This window comes from Bacteroides finegoldii DSM 17565, from assembly GCF_000156195.1.
Taxonomy (GTDB): Bacteria; Bacteroidota; Bacteroidia; order Bacteroidales; family Bacteroidaceae; genus Bacteroides; species Bacteroides finegoldii.
This window is the reverse complement of record NZ_GG688320.1, coordinates 1-23,489: the sequence shown is the minus strand read 5'-3', so window position 1 is coordinate 23,489 and position 23,489 is coordinate 1. Positions and strand designations below refer to the sequence as shown.

Genomic DNA, 23,489 nt, shown 5'->3' with positions numbered 1-23,489 from the left:
TAAAGGATATGAAAGTAAATTTTAATGTGTATTTTAAGGATTTCGACGGTAGCGTGCTGTTGATTGATAAGAAACCCCAGTGTATGGGAGTCATAGTCTCCCAGTGCCTGTTCAACGGTACCGGTTTCCGTCCGAGCGGTAATATTCAGACGGATAATGAAAAGAAATTACATGCTTACAGTCTTTGCATGAGGATTATGGGTTCCGATGCGGATGTGGATCTGACATCGGAGGATGCGGTTTTGATAAAGGAAGCTGTTACCGGTCTTACTCCGGGCTGTTATTCCCAAATAGTGAAACAGATAGAAGGGTAATGGAGGATTAGCCATGACAAATGCGGAAAAACAGGAGATCCTGAACGCTATCAAGGCCGAGAGCCAGAGCGTTGATGAACTTGTGGAGGTCAGCTCCCTTGACAATATCAAAAGTCTCCCCGCCCTTCGCGGCAGTGAGCTGGTGAGTGCTCCGCTTACCCTTTTGCGTAAACCGGCCGATGATGCCGCTGCCACGGCGAATGCGTCTGCCACGAAAGCGGATAATGCTGCGGCTTTGGCGAATAAAGCTGCGGGTATGGCGTCTGATGCGGCCGGTACCGCCAATCAGGCTGCTGAAACTGCAAATTCCGCCGCGGCAGCGGCATCCGCGGCTGCGAAACAGGCGGAGGATGCCGCCGCCGGTGTGAACGACGGTTTGGTCGGTGGCATGACGGCCGTCCCTGATGAGGAGAACGACACGGTGAAACTCACCCTGCTGGGGAAGACCGGGACGGAGATTGCCTCCGTTGATATTCCCGGTGGTACGGGTGGTGGCGGTAACACGTATAATGTGACGGCGGAAGTCCCTTTGGAGAGCGGTTATTATGTCCTTTCCTCCGCGATCGGTGCCGTGGATGAGAAATACCGTTACAAGGGCCGTTGCATCACCTATGAAGTCTCGCAGGGCAAATGGGAGACCAAACAGTTCGTGGGGACAAGTCTGTCGAGCTGGGAGCAGGAGGCGAGCTGGGAGGACTTCGGCGGTGCCGGAACGATGAAGAGCCTGACGGTGAACGGCGAGAAGAAAGTTCCCGACAGCGAGGGCAACGTGGATCTGACCATCGACAAGCTGGAAGTGGACGAGAGCCTGGATGCTGACAGTACCAATCCCGTCCAGAACAAGACCGTCGCCGCCAAATTCCAGGAGGTGGAAGCCGGTACCGTGTTCGGCATGAGCGCGGAAGTGAGCGACGACGAGAGCAGTGTCCGCCTTGCGCTGACCAACAAGAGCGGGGCGGAGATCGCGAGCGTTGACATCCCGGCCGGCAGCGGTGGCGGCGGTGAGTCCTCCACCACCAAGATCGTGCTGCTTGCCGAGACCGACAAGAAAACCGTGAAGGAAGGCGGAGCGGTGAAACTTACCTATACCTATGACCACCAGGTTGCCGGCGGTGATGACAAGGGTAGCAGTACCGGACAGAAAGCGACCGTCACCATCCAGGTGAAGCGCGGGACGACCACCACTTATTCCTCCTCGCTGAAGGAAGTGAGCAAGGGTACCTATACCCTTGACCTGACCAAATACCTGCTGGTGGGCACGAGCGATATCTACGTCATTGCCGAGACTACCGATCCCACCACGGGTAAGGCGCAGAAGAAGCAGGCGTACGTGAGCGTGAAGAGCGTCACCCTGTCCCTTTCCTGCGGTTACAACCTGGCGGCCACCATCCAGAACGGCGGTTACGGTACCTATGATTCCGCGAGTATACCCTACGCCGTGAGCGGTACCGGCACGAAAACCGTCAGCCTGTACGTGGACGGTGTACAGCAGAACGCGCATACGGTCACCCGCAGCGGCACGACGAACGGCAGTTTCGAGGTTTCCATGACCGGCCTGTCCGTGGGGCGGCATACCGCCCAGCTGGTGGCCGAGATGGAAACTGACGACCTCACGCTGAAAAGCGAGAGCATCCATATCGACCTGCTGAAGGCCGGAACCGGCGCGCCCTTCATCGGTTTGAAGCTCATTCATGCCGACGGGCATGTCCTCGGACGGGACGAGCATCTGGAGCCGGTCCTTGAAGCCGGCCGCTACGAGAAGCTCACTTTCGACTGGGTGGCCTATGATCCCGACCGTGTGCCCGCTGAAGTGGAGTTCTGGAAAAACGGCGTCAAGAGCAGTACCGTGAGCGCTTCCCGCAGCATGATGACCTACAGTAACCGGTTTACCGAGGAAGGCACGCAGACGCTTGTCCTGAAAGCCGGTCCGACCGGGTACACTTTGCGCATCGACGTGGGTGAGAGCGGTATCGATATCAGCGAGGCCACCTACGGCCTAGCGGTCAAGCTTGACGCGGCGGGTCGCAGCAACGGGGAGAGTAACCCCGGAACATGGGAGTCGAACGGCGTGGAGACCACGTTCGAGGGTTTTGACTGGAGCAGCAACGGCTGGACGGGTGAGGCGCTGAAGCTGACCAACGGTGCGAAAGCCGTCATCGGCTACCGGCCCTTTGCCACCGATGTGAAAAGTACGGGGCTGACCATTGAACTGACCCTCCGGGTAAGCAATCCCACTGACAGCGATACCGCAGTTGTGGACTGTCTCGACAGTGGCAAGGGGCTTTATATCACCCCTTCGGAAGCGAGTTTCAAGACCGGTGAGAAAGTGTCCTATACCAACGAGGACGACGAGCTGGTGGAGCGTGAGATCAAGCTGGGCACGAATTATGTGGAAGACCGGTGGATCAAGGTGGCCCTCATGGTGGGTACCCGCAATGAGAGCCGTCTGATGGAGCTTTATGTGGACGGCAACCGTACCGGTGCCGACATCTACGACAACGCCTTCAGCTTCCGCCAGGACAATCCGAAATATATCACCATTGACAGCGCCGGGGCGGACGTGGAGGTAAAGAGCGTGCGTATCTATACCCGCCGGTTGAGTGACGACGAGGAACTGGAGAACCGGATGGTGGACAGTGTGGACGGTGAGGAGATGATCGCGCTGTACGAAGAGAACGATATCCTGGGTGATACCGACACTGTGGATATGGACAAGCTGCGTGCCAAGGGCAAGGGGGTGCTGCGTATCGTGCGCCAGAACAAGCTCGATGACGTGTATGCCGAGAACAACAAGAAGACGGACTTTTCGGCTGATATCTTCTATTACTCCCCTTTCGGATCCGAATACGACTTCGTGCTTCGTGACTGTTATATCCGTATTCAGGGTACCAGTTCCACGAAATATCCGAGCAAGAACATCCGTATCTATATCAGCAAGGGCGGCACGAACCTTAGCTTCACCGTTGGCGGCAAGGAGCAGGCGGAAAAGAAATATCCCGTCCGTCCCGGTGGCATCGCCATGAACCTGATCTGTCTGAAGAGTGATTATTCCGACTCGTCCATGTCGCTGAACACAGGCGGTGCCAAACTGTTCAACGACGTGCTGAAGGAGATGGGGCTTCTCACCCCTCCGCAGCGTTACCAGTACGAGACGGGCGGCAGCGATTTGAACGCGGTCACCGTGCGTACCGCTATCGACGGTGTGCCTATCGACATGTTTGTGGCGGCTGCGGAGGACGGCGAGAACGACTATGTGGGGCAGTACAACTTCAACAACGAGAAAAGCAAGAGCGGCGACCTGTTCGGCCTTAGTGGCGTGGAGGGTTACGATCCTGCCTGTCCCCTCACTCTGGAAATGCTGAACAATACCGAGGCCATGTGCCTTTTCAAGACCACAAGTGACGCTCATCTGGAGGAGGTGTTTGATGCCGGTGCCGAGACCAACGTTCCGGATGATGTGAAATGGGCGGGCCTTGACGAGTCGCAGCGTACGGCCGTGAAACGGTTGTACGCATGGATACGCTCGTGTGTTCCGGACGGTGCGACGAGCGCCGACCTCTCCACTTTTAAGAGCGAGAAGTTCAGGGACGAGATAAGTGACTATTTCGACAAGGCTTTCCTGCTGACGTATTACCTCTGGACGGACTATTTCCTTGCCGTTGACCAGCGTGCGAAGAACATGATGCTGCGCACGTGGGACGGCCTGATATGGTACATCACCTACTACGACGGTGATACCCAGATGGGAAAACGCAACGACTGTTTCCTGGTGTATGACTACACCACCGACCGCGACACTTATGATGCCGAGGCCGGGAAATATGCCTTTGAAGGCCGTGACAGCTGGCTTTGGAACCTCGTTCTGGCCAACCTGGACGCTGACCTGAAGACACAGGCGCAGGCTCTTCGCGGTGTACTTACCACCAGCCGTGTCCTGGACATGCTGAACGTGGAGCAGGCGGGCAACTGGTGCGACCGTGCCTATAACAAGAGCGGCGAGCTGAAGTACATCCTGCCCGCCACGCAGGAGATGTACGGCAAGGTGTGGCCGTTCATCTACGCCCTTCAGGGCAGTAACCGTGCGCACCGTGAATATTTCGTGCGTAATCGTTTCGCCCTTCTGGATGCCAAGTACGGCACGAGCAATTTCACCAGTGACAACATCGACCTCTATCTGGCACGTACGGCTGCTGACACCCCCGACGTGCTGAAGATTACGGCCAACGAGGTTTATGCTTTCGGCTACGGTACGAACAACAGTCCGAATATAGGGAATACCGGCATCATCAAGAAAGATGCGGCTGCGAGCCTTTCCATCACCGGTGCCTATACGGTGAACGATCCCTTGAGGGTTTATGGCGCGAGCCGTATGAAGGTGCTGGATATGAGCGGGGCCGCCGACCACCTGAAAAACGCTTTCGACCTGGGCAAATGTACCGTGCTGCGCGAACTGAACCTTCAAAGTTCCGGCAACGGCAGTACCGGCTGGTGGTTGAACATCGGCAACTGCAAGCAGCTACGTAAACTCAACCTTCGTAACCAGGCACAGGCGAAAACCGGGGGAAGTACCAGTACCGAGCTGGATTTGAGTGCGCAGACCAAGCTGGAAGAACTTGAGACCCGCGGTACGCAGGTGCAGAGCGTGGTGCTAGCCAAGGGTTCTCCCGTGACGCTGCTCCACCTTCCCGGTACACTGACCAGCCTCCGTCTGGAATATCTGGGCAGACTGACCACCGGCGGGCTGACATTGGAAAGCTACAGCAAGGTGAAGACCTTCATCTTTGACAGTTGTCCAGGTATTGACTGGGAAACCCTGCTGGGCCGTTGCACGGGTGTGGAACGTATCAGAGTAACCGGTATTGACCGCGAGGATGACGGTACGTGGCTGAATAAGTTTGTCGGGATGGGCGGTGTGGATTCCGATGGCAATACTACGGACACGTGCGCTTTGGTGGGTACGGTACAGCTCACGCGCTACATTGATGACGATACGTACAGCGCTCTGAAGGCGCACTTCCCGGAACTGAATATCCGGCAGCCGGAATACACGATGATCGAGTTCGACGACGAGGTATCGGATGACGCGAACGTGAGCAACCTTGACAACGGTACCGGCTACAAGTATGACAACGCGTATGAGGTGAGCGGTCATATTTCCGCCATCCTGAAGCAGCGTCACCGTGTACTTGCTAAAGTGACTAAAAAAGCGACGACGCGGGGTGTGAACATGGCGAACGTTGATACCACGGTGAACAACCTGGACGGTGAGATGACCTACTACCCGCTGGACGACACGGACAGCAACAAGTACGCCGACGGCACGGCTGCCAGACTGGACGGCACTGAAGGTGACTGGATGATGTACGAGCCCTTCTTCTGGAGCAAGGGTATCAATGATTACCTGAACGGCAAGCATTACTCCTGTTACAGCAGTAACGGTTCGGATAACATGCCTTCCGTTCCGGATGCTGACGTCCTTACGCTTGACGACATTAAGGGCACGAGTGGCGGTTATCTTTCCGGTCGTAAGATCATGAGCGGAAAGGATACGCTTTCGAACAGCTACAGTACTGACAGTACGTATTCGGTATGCAAGGTGAACGTGGACGGTTACAAGCGTGTGCGTTTCCCGAGCGTTCCCGGTACAAGCCTTGTCGGAAGCATTTTCACAGACGATTCCGGCACGGTCATCAGTTCAATCGTCGTCCCTACCTTGAGCAACAAGTTCGAGGCCGGTATGTACCTGATTGCCGATGTTCCGGAGGGTGCCACTGCTCTTCACTTCTCCATTCTGAACACGGCAGAGTTCGATAAGGTTGTCCTTTCTAACAGTGACAGGATCGAGGATATGGAACCCGAATGGGTGCCTAATGACGAGCACTTGTGTGCCGTTGTGGGCAGCAGTGTTGTCGGTTCCAAACTTCGCGCCTGCATTACCGGCGGGAGCACTACGGCGAGCATGACCTGGGCTGATTTTCACTATTACAGTGTCCAGCGCGGTATGCAGCAGATTGATGCCCTTATGCACTCGCGCATCGCGAATCTTTTCTACGCGAAGTACGGTCGTCGTGACAGCCAGGAACAATGCGGCGCGGGCTCTCACACGAACAACCGTACTACGGGTGGTACTGCCAGCCGCGGGATGACGGACACGATCGGCTACGAGGAAGCCTCCTCAATCAACCCTAATGTGACGAACAGCCTGATAGAAAACTCCGTCCACCAGTATGCGTGGTACCGTGAGAAGGATGACTACGGCGGGGCCACGGTTACGCAGGTGAATAATATTTGCTGCCTTGGCTACGAGGACATCTATGGTCATAAATATGACATGATGGACGGCGTGGACCTCCCTAATGACACGGGCAATTCCGGGAAGTGGCGCATCTGGATGCCTGACGGCAGTACCCGCCTGGTTAAGGGTTCCGTGAGCTCCGGTATCTGGATTACCGCCGTGGCGCATGGCAAATATATGGACGTGATTCCGGTGGGTTCCGTTTCGGGTTCCTCCTCGACAAATTACTGCGACATCTACTACATATCCACTGCCTCCGGCCGTGTGGTCTATCGTGGCTACAGCGACGCGAACCCGAATGGCGGTGTTTCGATGTCGAATGCGGTCCACGATTCCTCGTATACGAGCACGATCATCGGTTCTCGTCTGGCCTTCCGCGGCCGGCTCGTTAAGGCGTCGAGCGCCGTGGCGTTTAAAGCGATAAGCGAGGTTGCATGATCGGCCGCGTAAAGCGTCAAAGCGGGAGCGAAGCGACAAAACGTCCGGTGTTCCCCGAGCAGGGGAACGCCGTTCATTACGGGCGTCAGCCCGTCGAAAAATATTTTTTGACGTCAGGTTTTGTATCTGTTTGTTAAATAATAATTTGAAAATAGTACTTTTGCATTTGAAAGGTGGCGCCTCCCCATAGGCCGTGTGGTCTATCGTGGCAACAACAACGCGAACCCGAATGGCGGTGTTTCGATGTCGAATGCGAACAACGATTCCTCGAATACGAACACGAACATCGGTTCTCGTCTGAACAACAATCGAAAGGAAATTTTAATCGGCGTACAACACCGGGGACTTGTCCCCACCGTGGTGCCGAGGGGGGCAAGCCGCAGTAACAGCGGTCCGCAAGGGCCGGAAAACTGAAAAATAAAGTGTCGGGTAGGGTTTGGTAGGCCGGAAACGGTTCGAAGAAGCCGGGCCCGGGGGATTGAAGGCCCCGTATTAAAAGCAATAAACAGTAATTTATGCGCAGGGTTGGGTATATCATCGAGGAGATCGTGGAGCCTTCCAACATGGAGGCTTCCTTCCGGCAGGTCCTTCGCGGCAGCAAGCGTAAACGCAGCCGCCAGGGGGGCTATCTGCTCGCGCATAAGCCCGAGGTGTTGGAGGAGCTGGCCGCGCAGATCGCATCCGGTACTTTCCGCGTGAAGGACTACCGTGAACGCGAGATCATCGAGGGCGGCAAGCTGCGCCGCATCCAGGTGATCCCGATGAAGGACCGCATCGCCGTGCATGCCATCATGGCGGTGGTGGACCGCCATCTGCGGAAACGTTTCATCCGTACCACCTCCGCCAGTATCAAGAGACGGGGTATGCACGACCTCCTGGCGTATGTCCGCCGTGACATGGCCGAGGACCCTGATGGTACGCGTTACTGTTACAAGTTTGACATCACCAAATTCTACGAGAGCGTGAAGCAGGATTTTGTGATGTATTGCGTCAGCCGGGTGTTCAAGGACGCAAAGCTCGTGACCATGCTGGAGAGCTTTGTCCGCCTGATGCCTGAAGGTCTGAGTATCGGCCTGCGCAGCTCGCAGGGGCTGGGCAATTTGCTTTTGTCTGTGTATCTGGACCATTATCTGAAGGACAGGTATGCCGTGCGTCATTTCTACCGCTATTGTGATGACGGCGTCGTACTGGGTAAAACGAAAGCGGAACTGTGGAAGATTCGTGATGCCGTCCACGGGCGCATGGAGTGTGCCGGTCTCCTGGTGAAGGGGAACGAGCGCGTGTTCCCGCCGGGCGAGGGCATCGACTTTCTGGGGTATGTGACTTTCGGTGCGGACCATGTCCGCATTCGCAAGCGCATCAAGCAGAAGTTCGCCCGAAAAATGCACGAGGTAAAATCGAGAAGGAGGAGGCGTGAGCTGATAGCGTCGTTCTACGGGATGGCCAAGCACGCCGACTGTCATACGTTGTTTAAAAAATTAACAGGCAAAGACATGAGATCATTTAAAGACTTGAACGTTTCCTACAAGCCGGAGGACGGCAAGAAACGTTTTCCCGGGGTGGTGGTAAGCATCCGGGAACTGGTAAACTTACCGATTATTGTGAAGGACTTTGAGACGGGCATCAAGACCGAACAGGGCGAGGACCGCTGTATCGTGGCCATTGAGATGAACGGCGAACCGAAAAAGTTCTTTACCAACAGCGAGGAGATGAAGAACATCCTCTTGCAAGTGAAGGAAATGCCGGACGGCTTCCCGTTCGAAACCACCATCAAGACGGAAACCTTCGGCAAAGGTCGAACTAAATACATATTTACATGAAACGGGTAGAAGGAACATCCGGGATAAGACTGATCGAGTGCGTGAGCCCGGCACGCAACAGATGGCGCATCCGCTGGGATGTGCAGGAACGTGAAGACGGATCCGCTTCCTATATGGAGGAAAGCTTTGTCGGCAGACCTCACATGGATACTATAAAGTCCGTCATTACAGACTGGTATAATGAGCAAATTGACCGTGAGATACTTTCCGGTTTTCTCTATGAAGGTATGCCGGTATGGCTGTCAAGTGAAAACCAGTTCAATTATAAGGCAGCGTATGATCTGGCCGTACAGACTGGTGGTGCTACGCTTCCCGTGACATTCAAGTTCGGTACGGATGAGGTTCCCCAATATCGGGAGTTCGTCACACTGGAGGAACTGACCGATTTCTACACGAAAGCCATGAAGCATGTTCAGGACACGCTGTCTGACGGCTGGAGGAAGAAAGACGCTTTTGATCCGGAGAAGTACCGGGTGGAATAAATCCTTCGGGGGAGGATAAGAAAAAAGCCCCCGGCCTGTTAAAAAGTAACGCCAATCACTTTTATAAACATGAAACGCCAAACCGCGCGACCGGGGGCAAATACCCTCTGTCACGGTTTGACGTTTTTTTTGTTGTCTAAAAAATGATTGGCGATGCAAAGATATAATTTTTTTGTTGTATGAAAGTGATTGAGATATTAAACTTTAACCGGGAGCTGTTGAAAAGGCTTCAGGCGGCCGGCATCCGTCTGGAAGATGCCCGGTATATCGACCTGTACGCGGACTATACCCGCCTACTCGATCAAGGTGAAAAAGTCTCGTATGCTGTGGCCGTATTGTCCGAAAAGTATTCGGTGAGCGAACGCAAGGTTTATGCCTTGGTGAAACGGTTCCAGAGCGACTGCAAGACGCTTGCAGTGTGAACGGGTTGTTTTATGCCGTAGGGAGTGCCGTTTCCCCTTATCTTTAGGGTGTTTCAAATTTAGAAGGAGGAAATGGCTATGAACAAGTATTACCGTATCCTGGACAAGATTCTTGCCACGGGAAAGACACAGACCAACAAGAAGGGAAACATACAGTACCTTCTGAACGAGCAGCTCTCGCTGACACCGGCGGACCTGCTCGACATATTCGAGGGGCATAATATCGCCCGTAAGAAGCTCCGCAGCGAGTTGCAGTTATTTATGCAGGGTGAGCGCAACGTGGAGAAGTACCGGGAGGCCGGCATCAACTGGTGGGACTATTGCGGCTCCATCCTGGTGAACAGTTACCCGACCTATTTCGAGAAGCTGCCCCCGTTGATAGCGAAAATTAACCGGGAGAGGCGCAACAGCAAGAACTACGTGCTTTTCCTGGGCGAAACCGGTGCCGAGAGCAACCAGGCACCCTGTTTGAGTCTGGTACAGTTCCAGTTAGATGGCGGTGAACTGGTTCTATCCGCCTACCAGCGTAGCAGTGACGCGAACCTCGGGCTGCCTTCCGATATTTACCACCTGTACCTGATGGCGCGGCAGATAGAACTTCCCTTGAAGTCGATCACTCTCTACCTGGGCAATGTACATATCTACGAGAATAATATCCCGGGCACCCGTGCGCTGATCGCCGGTGACGAGACGGTCCGCTTCGGGTTGAACGTGTAGTTTGCTGTATATGTCTTGCAGCGGGAACAGTTCATGTTCCCCGCTGTTTTTCGTTTATTCTGGGGACCTTTGCGGCCGTTTTAAAGCAGAATGAAATGAAAAAGATGTATTTGTCCGCCCCGCTTCCTTTCGTGGGGCAGAAACGCATGTTTGCGAGGGAATTTATCAAGGTGCTGGGACAGTTCCCGGACAGCACCGTGTTTGTGGACCTGTTTGGTGGCTCGGGCCTGCTGTCACATATTACCAAATGTGTCAGGTCTGATGCCACCGTTGTGTATAATGACTTCGACAACTACCGCTGCCGACTTGTAAATATCCCGGCCACTAATGTGCTGTTATCCGATTTGCGTCGGATAGCTGAAGGGGAACCCAGAAACAAACGTATAACCGGGGAGATTCGCGATAAAATGTTTGCCCGTATTGAGAGGGAAGAAAAAGAGCACGGCTACGTGGATTATATCACGGTTTCCGCATCCTTGTTGTTCGCCATGAAATATGTGACCAGTTTGGAAGGAATGAAGAAAGAAGCCATTTACAATAGGATTCGGCAGACAGACTATCCCGAAGCAAAGGATTATCTGGAAGGACTGACTATAACCAGCGAAGACTACAAGGAAGTATTCAAACGTTACAAAGATGTTCCGGGTGTGGTGTTCCTGGTTGATCCGCCGTACCTCTCCACCGAGGTGGGTACTTACAAGATGTTCTGGCGTCTGGCTGACTATCTGGATGTACTAACCGTTCTGAAAGGGCATTCGTTCGTGTATTTCACTTCGAACAAGTCTTCCATTTTAGAACTGTGCGACTGGATGGACCGAAACCCATTTGTCGGCAGCCCATTCAAGGAATGCAGGAAAGTGGAGTTTAGTGCAAGCGTAAACTATCAAGCTAAATATACAGACATGATGCTGTACACGAAGCCGGATGAGGTGTCAGGTATAGCAGCCTAACATTGCATAAAGATAGTGAATTATTTTGAATCTGCAATGGCTTTTAAATGATATTTTAAAGCCATTTAAAGAGGGTTCAAGTGAAAGAAAAACGGTGGGCTTTGATCATGCTGAATAGGACCGCGCTCACCTTTTTTCTTGTACGTGTCGTTTTTGTACTTTTTGAAACGCATCGTTTTTGTTAAGCGGCACGTCTGGTTTTTCCGGATTTACTCGTGTATTTCCTGTTTATGATTCTCCGGAAATAGAAGGGCATTATACTGATCGGAAGATGGATAGTGGTTTTGGCTTGAAAGACGAACGTAAAAAAAACACAAAAGCTAAGAAAGTCAACCTTTCCTTTTATCCTGAAGGAGGAAATGCTGTGGTTGGGTTACGTTCGAGAATCGGTTTCAAAGCTACAGGAGAGAATGGAGAAGATTTGAATATAACAGGTGCGGTATATGATTCTTCCGGTGAACTGGTTTCATATTTCTCCACTTATCACCAAGGTATGGGATTTTTTGAAATGATTCCTGATAAGACTACATATAAAATTGTAGCCGATTATGATGGAAAGAAATATGACTTTTCTTTTTCAAACATTATTTCTTCAGGATATGTGATGCGTGTGACAGATTTGGATGCAGAGACTTATCAGGTACATCTGCAAAAATCTCCGGACTTGCCGGCTGATACTTTAGCCGTTTCTGTATCATGTCGTGGTACAGTTTATTCAGCAGAAGCTTTAATTTTGGGTGATAAACCTTATATTTATCAATTGGATAAAGGAAAACTTCCTGCCGGTTGCCTTCAATTTACTCTTTATAATCAGGATGGTAAAATTTTGGCAGACCGTTTGGCTTTTAATCGTGCTCCGTTAGAATATTGCCGTGTTACGGTGGAGGCGGATAAACCTTTCTATAAACCTTTAGAAAAGGTGAGACTATCACTTGCTGTGAAAGATTTGTCCGGTAATCCTGTATCAGGCAGTTTTTCATTGTCTGTGCGTGATGCCGGCACAGAAATTCATACTGGTTATCATGAGAATATCCTGACAGACTTGTTGCTCTCTTCTGAAATACGAGGTTACATCGCTCATCCGATGCAATATTTCGGGACGGACGACCGTAGTAATCGTATGAAGTTGGACTTGTTGATGATGGTACAGGGGTGGCGCCGTTACAATTGGCAGGTGATGGCGGGGGTATCTCCTTTTCATGTGGCACATTATGCTGAAGAGGGTTTACCAGTGAGTGGTGTAGTGAAATCTTTACTCAAGAATAAGGTGGAAGCGAATGTGGATGTTGTATTTTGGATTGTTAAGGATAGTGCTTCTTTCCATGGTCATTGCAAAACTGACAAAAAAGGGCGTTTCCATTTCCTGTTGCCGGATCATGCGGCAGTAGACGGTGAATGGCAGCTGGCTCTTTCTGTGACTTCGAAAGGCAAACCGAAACATTGCAGGATTATGTTCGACCGCCTTTTTAGTCCGGAAGCCCGCAGTTATTCTATTTCGGACTTTCAGGTGAAGGATACGGTTATTGTTTTTGCAGACACTTCAGATAGTCTGGCCAATAGTAATGTTTTAGGTATGATACAGAATCTTCCCCAAGTGGTGATAAAGAAAAAACAGATAAAGAATGAGATATTTCCGGATCTGGTTTGTGATGTGGAAAAGGATATTAGTAGGCTAATGGATCAAGGGAAGGATTATCCAGGAACATTGGGGGAATATATGGAAAGAAATATTTCTGCGGTAAACATGGTAGATACTGCGTATACGTATGCTAATAGTGCTATTTGTTATATTTTAGATGGTGGAGGTTCTGTTAATCCGCGAAAGGGCATCGGTGCTTCCGATCATCCGATAGAGAATATAAAAACAATAGAAGTGTATGATGGAAATCTTCGGGCTTGGATAGTGAGAAACATAGATAGTAATTATGGCTATTATCCTCCGAGTGATCCGACATCAGATTTTTATAGTATGAGACATTTACATGATGCTGTTTTTCAGGCTAACCAAAGGCTGGTATTATTCATCGTCCGTTTATATAACGATGTGTTGCATGACAAGTATAAGAAGGGAATGCGTTATACTTTTTTCAAAGCCTTTTCTCCTGTAAGAGAATTCTATCAGGTAAATCATAGTAATAGTGTTCCGGGAGATATCGATTTTCGTCGAACTTTGTATTGGAATCCTGATGTGAGGACTGATAATAATGGAAAAGTGAACGTTAGTTTTTATAATAATGCTACTTGTCGACAAATGACGATCAATGCAGAGGGGATAAATCGTGGGAAGTGTATTATTAAAGAATAAATTTATATGGAGATTTTACTTTTTCATAGTGTTACATTCTATGTTGCAGTGCAAAAGATGTATCTTTGTAACCAGCAATCAAAATAACCCAAAGCACTATATGAAATATAAATTATTATGCCTTTTCGTTTTGTTTAGTTTTTCTATATCGGATCTGTATGCTGATATTGAACTTAGTTCCAAACAAATGAGAACCAGTGATGGGCTACCTAGTAATTCTGTACGATGCATGTTTCAGGACAGTAAAGGATTCTTATGGTTGGGTACTTTAGACGGATTGACCCGTTATGATGGAAATACTTTTCTTACTTATCAGTTGGAAAGCGGGAAACACGATCGGATTTCTTTAGCAGATAACAGAATAAAACATGTGGCAGAGGATAAGAACGGTTTTCTATGGATAAAAACAGTGCCGGAATTATTCAGCTGTTATGACCTACAGAAAGCTTGTTTTGTAGATTTTACCGGTACCGGAAGTGATGGAGAGAACTATTCGGAAATATTTATGTCCTCTAATGGAGATGTGTGGCTTTGGCATAGAAGGAATGGTGTGCGTCAAATTGTTTGTGAGGACGATCGGACTATGACCTCTGTGAAGTTTAGAACGAAATTTGGGAACCTGCCCGATGACCGGATTAAATTTATAAATGAAGATTCTAGTGGCAGGATCTGGATTGGTACCATGCAGGGACTTGCGTCTGTTTATAAAGGAAAGTTGAATTTATCGATAGGAAATTGAATTTTTCTTCTTCTTTCCCTCATGGAGAGGATATGTATTTTCTGACAAAGAGTGGAGATGTGTATCGCTGTGTAAATGGATCGAAAAAAATAGACTGTTTAGCGTCGCTGTCTGCTATTGCCGGTAATACATCTGTCAGTACACATTCATTGATAAAAGATAAATGGGTTATATTTACTTCTAGCGAAGGGGTATATGAATTTGATTTTCAGAATTTTCAAATAACTCCTTGCCGGGAATTGAAAATAAATAATGGAAAAGTTATTCATGACAATTATGGAGATTGTTGGGCTTACAATAACACTGGACGAATTTATTATATAAACTCGAAGAGCGGAGAAATAAAGAATTTTCAACTGATTCCTGAAGAGAAGATGAAATATATAGATTATGAACGCTATCATGTGGTGCGTGATGACCGGGGGATTGTGTGGATTTCAACTTATGGAAACGGACTTTTCACCTACGATATTCAGGAGGACCGGTTGGAACACTTTGTTTCCGAAGGGAAGAATGCAGGACCTATAGGGTCAGATTTTTTGTTATGTTTGATGAAAGACAGAACAGGAGGAATATGGGTAAGCTCCGAATATTCCGGTTTGTCTCATATTCCCATTTCAAATAAAGGCATTACACATGTCTATCCAGAATCACCGGATGTTTTTGACCGTTCGAATACAATCCGGTTACTGACTAAAATGTCGAATGGAGATATATGGGTAGGAACGCGAAGAGGTGGATTGTATAATTATGATTCTCATCTGAAAACTAAGATAGATAATCATTATTTGCCCTATAATATTTATGCGATTTCAGAAGATAGTCGGGAGAATATATGGATAGGAACCCGGGGAGACGGACTAAAAATAGGAGATACGTGGTATAAAACGGATCCGTCTAATCCTTTTGCCTTATCTCATTCTAATATTTATTCCATTCTTCGCGATAAGAAAGATCGTATGTGGGTGGGAACATTTGGAGGAGGACTGGATCTGGCAGAATCAACGGAAAAAGGACAATATAAGTTCCGTCGTTTCTTTCAAGGAAAGAAGTATGGCTTACGGATAGTCAGAGTAATGGCAGAAGATGAGAAAGGGATGATATGGATGGGCACAAGTGAAGGTATCTGCATATTCCACCCTGACTCATTGATTGCTAATGAAGATAACTATCATTTGTTCAGCTACACTGATGGCAATTTTTGCAGCAATGAGATTCGTTGCCTGTTTCGTGATAGCAAAGGGCGCATGTGGGTAGGTACTTCGGGTGCCGGGCTGAATCTATGCGAACTGTCAGACGACTGTCAGTCTTTGAAATATACACATTATGGAATAGCGGAAGGACTGGTTAATAATATGGTGCAATCTATTTTAGAAGATTATTCGGGACAATTATGGATTGCTACGGAATATGGAATTTCAAGATTCAATCCCAACAGCCATTCTTTCGAGAATTATTTCTTCTCATCTTATACATTAGGAAATGTATATAGCGAGAACAGTGCGTGTATGGGTGCAGACGGTAAACTGATTTTTGGAACAAACTACGGATTGACGATTATTGACCCGAAGAAGATTCCAACAGAGAGATTGCTTTCTCCTATTGTTATCACAGGATTGTCCGTTAATGGAATTCAGGTGAAGCCTAATATGCCGGGTTCTCCTTTGCAAGAATCTTTAGCCTATTCGGATAAGATTACATTGAAATATTTCCAGAATTCTTTTATGCTTGATTTTTCTACTCTCGATTATTCGGATAATGGTCAAATCAAGTATATGTATTGGCTGGAAAACTATGACAAGGGATGGAATGTTCCGTCTTCTTTAAGTTTTGCCACTTATAAATATCTGGAGCCGGGGAGTTACATTTTCCATGTGAAATATTGTGATGGTGCCGGTATTTGGAATGATACCGAAACAACCTTGAAGATTGTTATTGTGCCTCCGTTTTGGAAAACGAATTGGGCTATGCTCGGATATTTCATCCTGATATTAATAGCTTTGTACTTTACATATCGTATCATTTTTAATTTCAATAGGTTGCGCAACCGCATCAATGTTGAAAAACAACTGACAGAGTATAAACTGGTATTTTTCACAAATATCTCTCATGAATTCCGTACTCCGCTTACATTGATCCAAGGAGCATTGGAGAAAATGTATCGGACGGATGATATTCCACAAGCCTTATTGCATCCGTTGAAAGTCATGGATAAAAGTACACAACGTATGTTGAGGCTGATTAATCAGTTGCTGGAGTTCAGAAAAATGCAGAACAACAAGTTGGCTCTTTCTCTGCAGGAAACTGATGTAGTTGCTTTCCTGTACGAAATATATTTAAGTTTCAGTGACGTAGCAGAACAGAAGAATATGGATTTCCGCTTTTTGCCGTCTGTACCATCCTATAAAATGTTTATTGATAAAGGTAATTTGGATAAGGTGGTGTATAACTTACTTTCAAATGCTTTTAAGTATACTCCTTCGGGTGGGACAATTCTGTTTTCTGTGAATGTGGATGAGGTGAAGAAGTGTTTATACATTCAGGTAGCGGATACCGGAGTAGGTATTCCTAAAGAAAAGCAGGGAGAATTGTTTAAACGTTTCATGCAAAGTAGTTTCTCCGGAGATAGCATTGGAGTAGGGTTGCATTTGAGCCATGAATTGGTGCAGGTGCATAAGGGAACGATTGAATATAAAGATAATGAAGGGGGAGGTTCCGTATTTACGGTATGTATTCCGACTGATAAAACTGTTTATTCGGAAAAAGACTTCTTGGTTCCCGGCAATCTCCTGCTGGAAGAAGCGAATATGCAGACTCATCATTTGCAGGAATTTTCAGAGGAATGTCAGGAACATGAAAAGACAATCACAACGTCAAGAAAACATAAAATATTAGTCATCGAAGATGATAATGATATTCGTGGGTTCCTGCAGGAGGAGCTTAGTGCTTATTTTGAAGTAGAAGTGGCTGCGGATGGAATATCCGGATTTGAAAAGGCATGCAACTATGACGCAGACTTGATTATCTGCGATGTATTGATGCCCGGGATGACCGGTTTCGAAGTGACAAAGAAACTGAAAACTGAATTTGCGACAAGTCATATTCCTATTATTCTGCTGACTGCCTTGACTTCACCGGATAAGCACCTGGAAGGACTTGAAGCGGGAGCGGATGTTTATGTTGCGAAGCCATTTAGTTTTAAGCTTTTGCTTGCGCAGGTGTTTCGGCTGATAGAGCAATGCGAAAAGTTACGGAAGAAGTTTTCCAGTGAACCGGGGGTAGTACGTCCTGCTTTATGTAACACGGACCGGGACAAGGAGTTTGCGGATCAGTTGGTGGCTGTGGTGGAAAAGATTTATTCTCAATACAACATTTCTATTGATGAATTTGCGCAGATGATGGGGATGGGACGAACTGTGTTTTATAAGAAATTACGGGGCGTGACCGGATACTCACCGAATGAATATTTGCGTGTTGTACGAATGAAGAAGGCTGCCGAATTGTTTTTGACCGAAAGGGATCTGACTGTTGCGGAAGTTTCTTATAAAGTGGGTATTAATGATCCTCTTTATTTCAGTAAATGTTTTAAGGCACAGTTTGGAGTATCTCCTTCTGCTTACCAGAAAGGGGAGAGAAGCGATTCTAAAAAGTAATTTATTATACAATATGAAGATGTTCTACAGGACCCTGTTGTTAGGGGGACTTTTAGTTTTGTGCGGGCATTCTTCAGTTAAGCAAGAGAAGGGAAATATAGATTTGCTACGGCAGGAATTTAGATTCCCAAATGATTCAGCCCGCACTAAATTATGGTGGTTTCATGGTGAAACGGAGACCACAAAGGAAGGAATAACTGCTGATTTGGAAGCGTTTAAGCAGGCCGGAATCGGAGGAGTGGTGTATTACGATCAGGTGCACGGGAAAGGAGCTGATGCTTCTCCCGTTTTTTCGAAAGACTGGTGGGAGCAACTGATTTTTTCGGCATCCGAGGCTAAAAGGTTGGGATTGACATTTGAGGTGAATGTCTCTAACGGTTATGTAGCCGGAGGCCCTTGGATAACGAAGAAACTTAGTATGCAAAAGGTAGTTGCCAGCGATACAGTTGTCAGTGGAAATTGCCGGTTTTCCGGTCGTCTTCCTTTACCTACATCACAATCTGAATTTTGGGATTTTGCAGTCATCGCTTTTCCTGTTACTGGAACTGTGGAAACGAGTATAAGCAGGAAACCGGAGTTGTCTTCTAATATGGAAGGATTATCCCTTGAGTCTCTATTTGTTGAGAATGGGAAGTTGGTTGAGATGCCCAGACTACTTCCGGGAGAATCTGTTTATATAAAAATGGATTTTAGGAGTCCTTTTTCAGCCCGGAGTTTTACTTATAGTGCTAACCCCAGAGGAAAAGCGCGTACATGTGCCATGAATATTCCCGGTCATTCATCCGATCAGTTTTATGGAGCTATGTATGAAGTATTGCCCGATATGGGGGAATTGGAGGCTTCGGATGACGGTTTGCATTATAAAAAAGTTTGTAAGTTGAAACCTGTTTACCAAGGGGTGTCGACAAAGTGCAGGCAACATACGGTAACTTTTCCGGAGGTCAAAAGCCGCTTTTTCAGGATTCATCTGCATGATTGGGCAGATAGTAAGAATCGATATTCGAAATTATTGATTGGAGGATTACTGCTTTCTTCACAAGAAAAAGTGAATAATTGGGAAGATAAAGCCGGTTTTAATTCGGACTTTATAGAAAATGAAGAAAGACCATCTTTACCTTCGACAGATGCGATAAATCCGGCTGATGTTATTGATTTGACAAAACTGGTCGATGGAAATGGAGTTTTGAACTGGAATGTTCCACAAGGGGAATGGATGATAATGAGATTTGCCCACGAATCACAGGGAGGATATACCAAGCATGGACGTACCGGGTTAAAAGGTTTGGAATGTGATAAGATGTCTGCGGAAGCGGCTATTGTTCAGTGGAAAAATTATTTTAAAGTCATTTATGATTCATTGTCGGTCAGAGGTTGTCCGCCATCCGGAATGATAATGGATAGCCATGAAGCGGGGGCGCAGAACTGGACTCCAGGATTCGAGCAGGAATTCATGAAACGCAAGGGGTATGATATCCATCCTTATCTTCCTGCTTTGATGGGATATGTTGTCGGTTCTGCTGAAGTTTCAGACCGTTTTCTATATGATATGCGACGCACTATTGCCGATTTAATATCTGATCGTTATTATGGTACGCTAGATAGCCTATGCCTCGATGCTGGCCTTGATTTTACAGCACAGGCTATCGGGAATGCTTTGAATATTGTAGGCGATAATATTCAGGCGAAAGGTAGGGTGCAGAAACCACAGGGAGAGTTTTGGGCTTATCAAACTGAAGGAAGTTATGATATAAAAGAGGCGTCTTCCGCTGCTCATCTTTACGGTAAAAGAGTGGCTTCTGCCGAGGCGTTTACGGACGCTAAATTTTCTCATTCGTTAGCTGATTTAAAGAATTTGGCTGATTATGCATTAGCTTTCGGAAGTAATGAATTTGTTGTATGTGCATCTGCTTATCAGCCTTGGACTGATAAAATCCCTGGTAACACGGGGGGAGGCAGGCACTATTGCCTGAATAGAAATAACGCTTACTGGAATTATAGTCGTCCGTTTTGGGATTATCAGGCAAGATGTGCCGGACTTTTACGAAAGGGAATTCCTGTTATCGATTTATGTGTTTATTTGGGCGATAATCCGCCTGTGAAGTTACTTTCTCATCGTTTGCCGGAGATACCCGAGGGATATAACTTTGATGTGTGTACTACAGATGCTCTGATCAACAGAACTAAAGCTTTAAATGGAGATATTGTACTGCCGGATGGTATGAAATATCGTATGTTGGTCCTGCAGAAAGACTGTAATATGACATTGGCTGTCCTCCGGCATATTGTTACTTTGGTGGAGCAGGGAGTTGCGTTATATGGCGAACGTCCTGCATATCCTGTATCTTTGGCCGAACGGGTGCATGATGATGAATATGATAAGATGGTAGCTTCCTTGTGGGGAAGCGGAAAAAAGGATCGTGGAATCCGCTCTTTGGGGAAGGGGCATGTATATTGGGGAATAACTTTGGAGGAGGCTTTGCAAAAAGAGGGAATTCATCCGGATATTGCTTTGAAAAGTGGGAATGAACCGGAAAATAAAGTATATTTTACCCATCGTCATTTGCCGAATATTGATATTTACTTTATAAATAATCATAGTGAGAATGTATTCAGTGATTTTGTCCATTTGCGTACAGGTAGGAAATATGCTGAATATTGGGATCCGGTTTCCGGAGAGTGTTATTCAATTCCTGCTGTATTGGAAGGAAATTCCTTGTCATTGAGATTATCACTTGCTGCTAAGGAATCCGGGTTTATTATTGTCTCGGATAGAAAAAAGGATTCTTTACCTGTGAAAAGGTTTATAACAGATAAAGAGAAAAGGTTTATTGTCAGTGGAGATTGGAATGTCTATTTTGATCCGAGATGGGGTGGACCGGGCGAAGTGGTATTTACGCAATTAACTGACTGGAGTAAAGCAAAAGAACCGGGCATTGTTTATTATTCGGGGACGGTTGTCTATAAAAAGAATATTCATATAGAAAGAAAAGAAAAAGGTAAGCAGGTGCTGTTGCGTTTGGATCATGTAGGTTCGCTGGCTAGGATTTATCTGAATGGGCATGAGATTTCAACTTTATGGTGCTCACCTTGGGAAGCGGATTTGACTCATTGGGTAGTTGAAGGAGACAATTCTTTAGAGATACATGTGGTCAATTCGCTGATGAACAGAATGATCGGTGATGCGTCATTACCATTAAAAGATCGGTTTACTTATGCTTATCCGGAGATTGCAACTTCAAAGGATGAGTTGGTTCCATCAGGAATTATTGGGAATGTATATTGGGTAGTTCGTTAGTCTGACTGGCTTAGTGATAACCTTGAATCCGGCCTGCACGTCTCACAGGCCGGATTCAAGATAAAGTTGTTTATCAGCTATATATGGAGGTCTAATTTATAGATTTCACTTCCGGCAAGAAGGAAACATCCTGTACCGAAATCTTCAAAATCAGGAATTTTGTCATAAGTGACCGGCTGACTATCTTTGGGTTCTTTGCCGGTTCCTTGTACATAGCCAAGAAAACCATTCGGGTGGACTGCATCTTTCACCATAGCATTCCATGCCTTTATGATTACAGGCAGGTATGTCTTTTTATCCAATAATCCGTTGCGTATGCCCCAAGCCATACCATATACGAAAAGAGCTGTGCCGGAAGTCTCTTTGCCTCCAAAGTTTGACGGATCGTGGAGGCTGACATTCCAAAAGCCATCTTCACGCTGGCATTGTTTCAGTGCTTTGCTCATAGCCATAAAATCATTGATGTAATCTTGGCGATGTTTTTCATCAGATGGAATTTCATTCATTACCCGTACTAAAGCGGCGTATACCCATCCGTTACCGCGGCTCCAATAACAGTTTTTACCATTAGGCTCTTTGTATGGAGGGTCGAAATTATGGTCTCTCCACCACAAACCTTCTTTGACATTGAACATTCCGTTCTCTCCGTGTTTATTACGGGTATATTCGTACATATCCCACATCTTGTCGAAGTACTTCTGTTCGCCTGTAAGTTTCCCCATTTTGGCAAATATAGGCATCCCCATCTGGATAGCATCTATCCACCACCAGTCGTTTATTTGTGGAGTATTGACCAGCATATCCATATTGGCTTTCGTTTTCCGTATTTTTTCTAGGATCAGGGCAAATGTTGTATAAATCAAGATAGATTTGGCTGGCGCAGTAGTTATCAGCATTACGGGTGGTTGTTCCCCGGTGGAATCCCCATTGGTGATAATCTGCCCATTCTTTGGCATAAAGATAATATTCGTCTGCGGGATAGATGGAGTAGAGTGCCATTAAGCCTTCGTAATATACGCTTCGTGTCCAGATATTACTGGGGCGAACTACTTTTTTCACAAAGGAAGGAGTGCGATAGTCGGCATATTTCTTCATGAAATAGTCGTTCACATGAAGAGTTACTTTCAGAATTTCTTTTTTATCGGGAACTGTCTGTGCTTTTATGTTCCCGTAACTCAATATTACTCCTGCAAAAAATAGTATAAGATGCTTTTTCATTTTATAATAAATTAGATTACTATTGTTCTTAGATTTAGGCACACAAAGGTGAGCCTTTCTTACCTGTTGCAAAGAAAATGCATTGTAAGGAAAGTAATATTGAAATTTGTACGGAAAATATGTAATATTAGATTTTATCAGCCGAGATGAGACGTTTTATCTCTTCAGCAGTTTCCGTGATGTATGGAGGCGCAAATTCTTCCAGTTCCGTACGTGGTCGAAATCCCCATGTCACTCCGCAAGCTGTTACACCGGCATTGGCCGCTGTTTGCATGTCTACACCGGAATCACCTACATAAAGAACATCTTCTTTTCGTACATCGGTAAGTTTTAATATATCAAAAACGATTGTTGGATCAGGTTTGACATTTACTCCTTCCCGTTGGCCGAAAACTGCTGTAAAGTGAATACCGGGAAAGTAGTGGGCAACCAGCTTTTCTGTGGCAGCCTGATATTTGTTGGATGCTACGGCAATTTGGATGCCTGCAGACTGCAGATAGGATAACAGTTCCGGAATGCCCGGATAAGGTCGGCTATCATCTGCATTGTGAATATCGTAATAAGGAACGAACTCATTGCGTACACGAAGTACATTTTCTTCCGTCTTTTCACCTTCGGGCAATGCGCGTTCAAAGAGTTTATTGATACCATTGCCTACCATGAAGTTGTACTTTTCTATTTCATGAGTGGGGTATCCTAATTTATTTAAAGCATAATTGGTGCTGTGGGCAAGGTCAGCGATGGTATTCAGCAATGTTCCATCCAGGTCAAATATAACTAGTTTCTTCATTCTTACTGTATCTTATTGTTTGCCAATTTTGCTGAAGCTATTGCCGAAGCA

At 47.0% G+C, this 23,489-nt stretch carries 10 protein-coding genes and 2 pseudogenes; 10 read left to right on the top strand and 2 right to left on the bottom strand.

Going from position 1 to position 23,489, the window contains the following annotated elements:
• The first annotated feature begins 8 nt into the window (after window positions 1-8).
• From BACFIN_RS14250 to BACFIN_RS14290, 10 genes and pseudogenes are all read left to right on the top strand, one after another.
• Window positions 9-314: a hypothetical protein gene (locus BACFIN_RS14250; protein WP_005943920.1), complete on the top strand. Its 306-nt coding sequence runs from the start codon at window positions 9-11 to the stop codon at window positions 312-314.
• 13 nt (window positions 315-327) lie between these two features.
• Entirely contained in the window at window positions 328-7,047 is a 6,720-nt protein-coding gene (locus tag BACFIN_RS14255) for a leucine-rich repeat domain-containing protein (RefSeq protein WP_007750678.1), read from the top strand.
• Window positions 7,048-7,562: 515 nt separating this feature from the next.
• Window positions 7,563-8,867, top strand: coding sequence for a reverse transcriptase domain-containing protein (locus tag BACFIN_RS0219630; protein ID WP_005943911.1), 1,305 nt, complete (start codon window positions 7,563-7,565; stop codon window positions 8,865-8,867).
• Window positions 8,864-9,349, top strand: a complete 486-nt coding sequence (locus BACFIN_RS14260) for a DUF4376 domain-containing protein (RefSeq protein WP_005943907.1) — start codon at window positions 8,864-8,866, stop codon at window positions 9,347-9,349. Before BACFIN_RS0219630 ends, BACFIN_RS14260 begins: the two co-directional genes overlap by 4 nt.
• A 179-nt stretch (window positions 9,350-9,528) precedes the next feature.
• Entirely contained in the window at window positions 9,529-9,771 is a 243-nt protein-coding gene (locus BACFIN_RS14265; protein ID WP_004326021.1) for a hypothetical protein, read from the top strand.
• A gap of 72 nt (window positions 9,772-9,843) precedes the next feature.
• Window positions 9,844-10,488 carry a thymidylate synthase gene (locus BACFIN_RS14270; protein ID WP_004326020.1) on the top strand — a complete coding sequence of 215 codons (645 nt, stop codon included), beginning with the start codon at window positions 9,844-9,846 and terminating at the stop codon, window positions 10,486-10,488.
• Between the two features lie 95 nt (window positions 10,489-10,583).
• The gene (locus BACFIN_RS14275; RefSeq protein ID WP_005943904.1) at window positions 10,584-11,438 is read left to right on the top strand and encodes a DNA adenine methylase; all 855 of its coding nucleotides are present in this window, start codon (window positions 10,584-10,586) and stop codon (window positions 11,436-11,438) included.
• 178 nt (window positions 11,439-11,616) lie between these two features.
• Entirely contained in the window at window positions 11,617-13,743 is a 2,127-nt protein-coding gene (locus BACFIN_RS14280) for a hypothetical protein (protein WP_232281642.1), read from the top strand.
• Between the two features lie 100 nt (window positions 13,744-13,843).
• Window positions 13,844-18,135 (top strand): annotated as a pseudogene (locus BACFIN_RS20595) (hybrid sensor histidine kinase/response regulator transcription factor).
• 13 nt (window positions 18,136-18,148) lie between these two features.
• Window positions 18,149-21,430 carry a glycosyl hydrolase gene (locus tag BACFIN_RS14290; protein WP_007750663.1) on the top strand — a complete coding sequence of 1,094 codons (3,282 nt, stop codon included), beginning with the start codon at window positions 18,149-18,151 and terminating at the stop codon, window positions 21,428-21,430.
• A 77-nt stretch (window positions 21,431-21,507) separates the two neighbouring features.
• Here the strand turns inward: BACFIN_RS14290 and BACFIN_RS20590 are convergent.
• A pseudogene (locus BACFIN_RS20590) lies at window positions 21,508-22,648 on the bottom strand (glycoside hydrolase family 88/105 protein).
• A gap of 127 nt (window positions 22,649-22,775) precedes the next feature.
• Window positions 22,776-23,438, bottom strand: a complete 663-nt coding sequence (locus BACFIN_RS14295) for an HAD family hydrolase (protein WP_007750656.1) — start codon at window positions 23,436-23,438, stop codon at window positions 22,776-22,778.
• Window positions 23,439-23,489 lie beyond the last annotated feature (51 nt).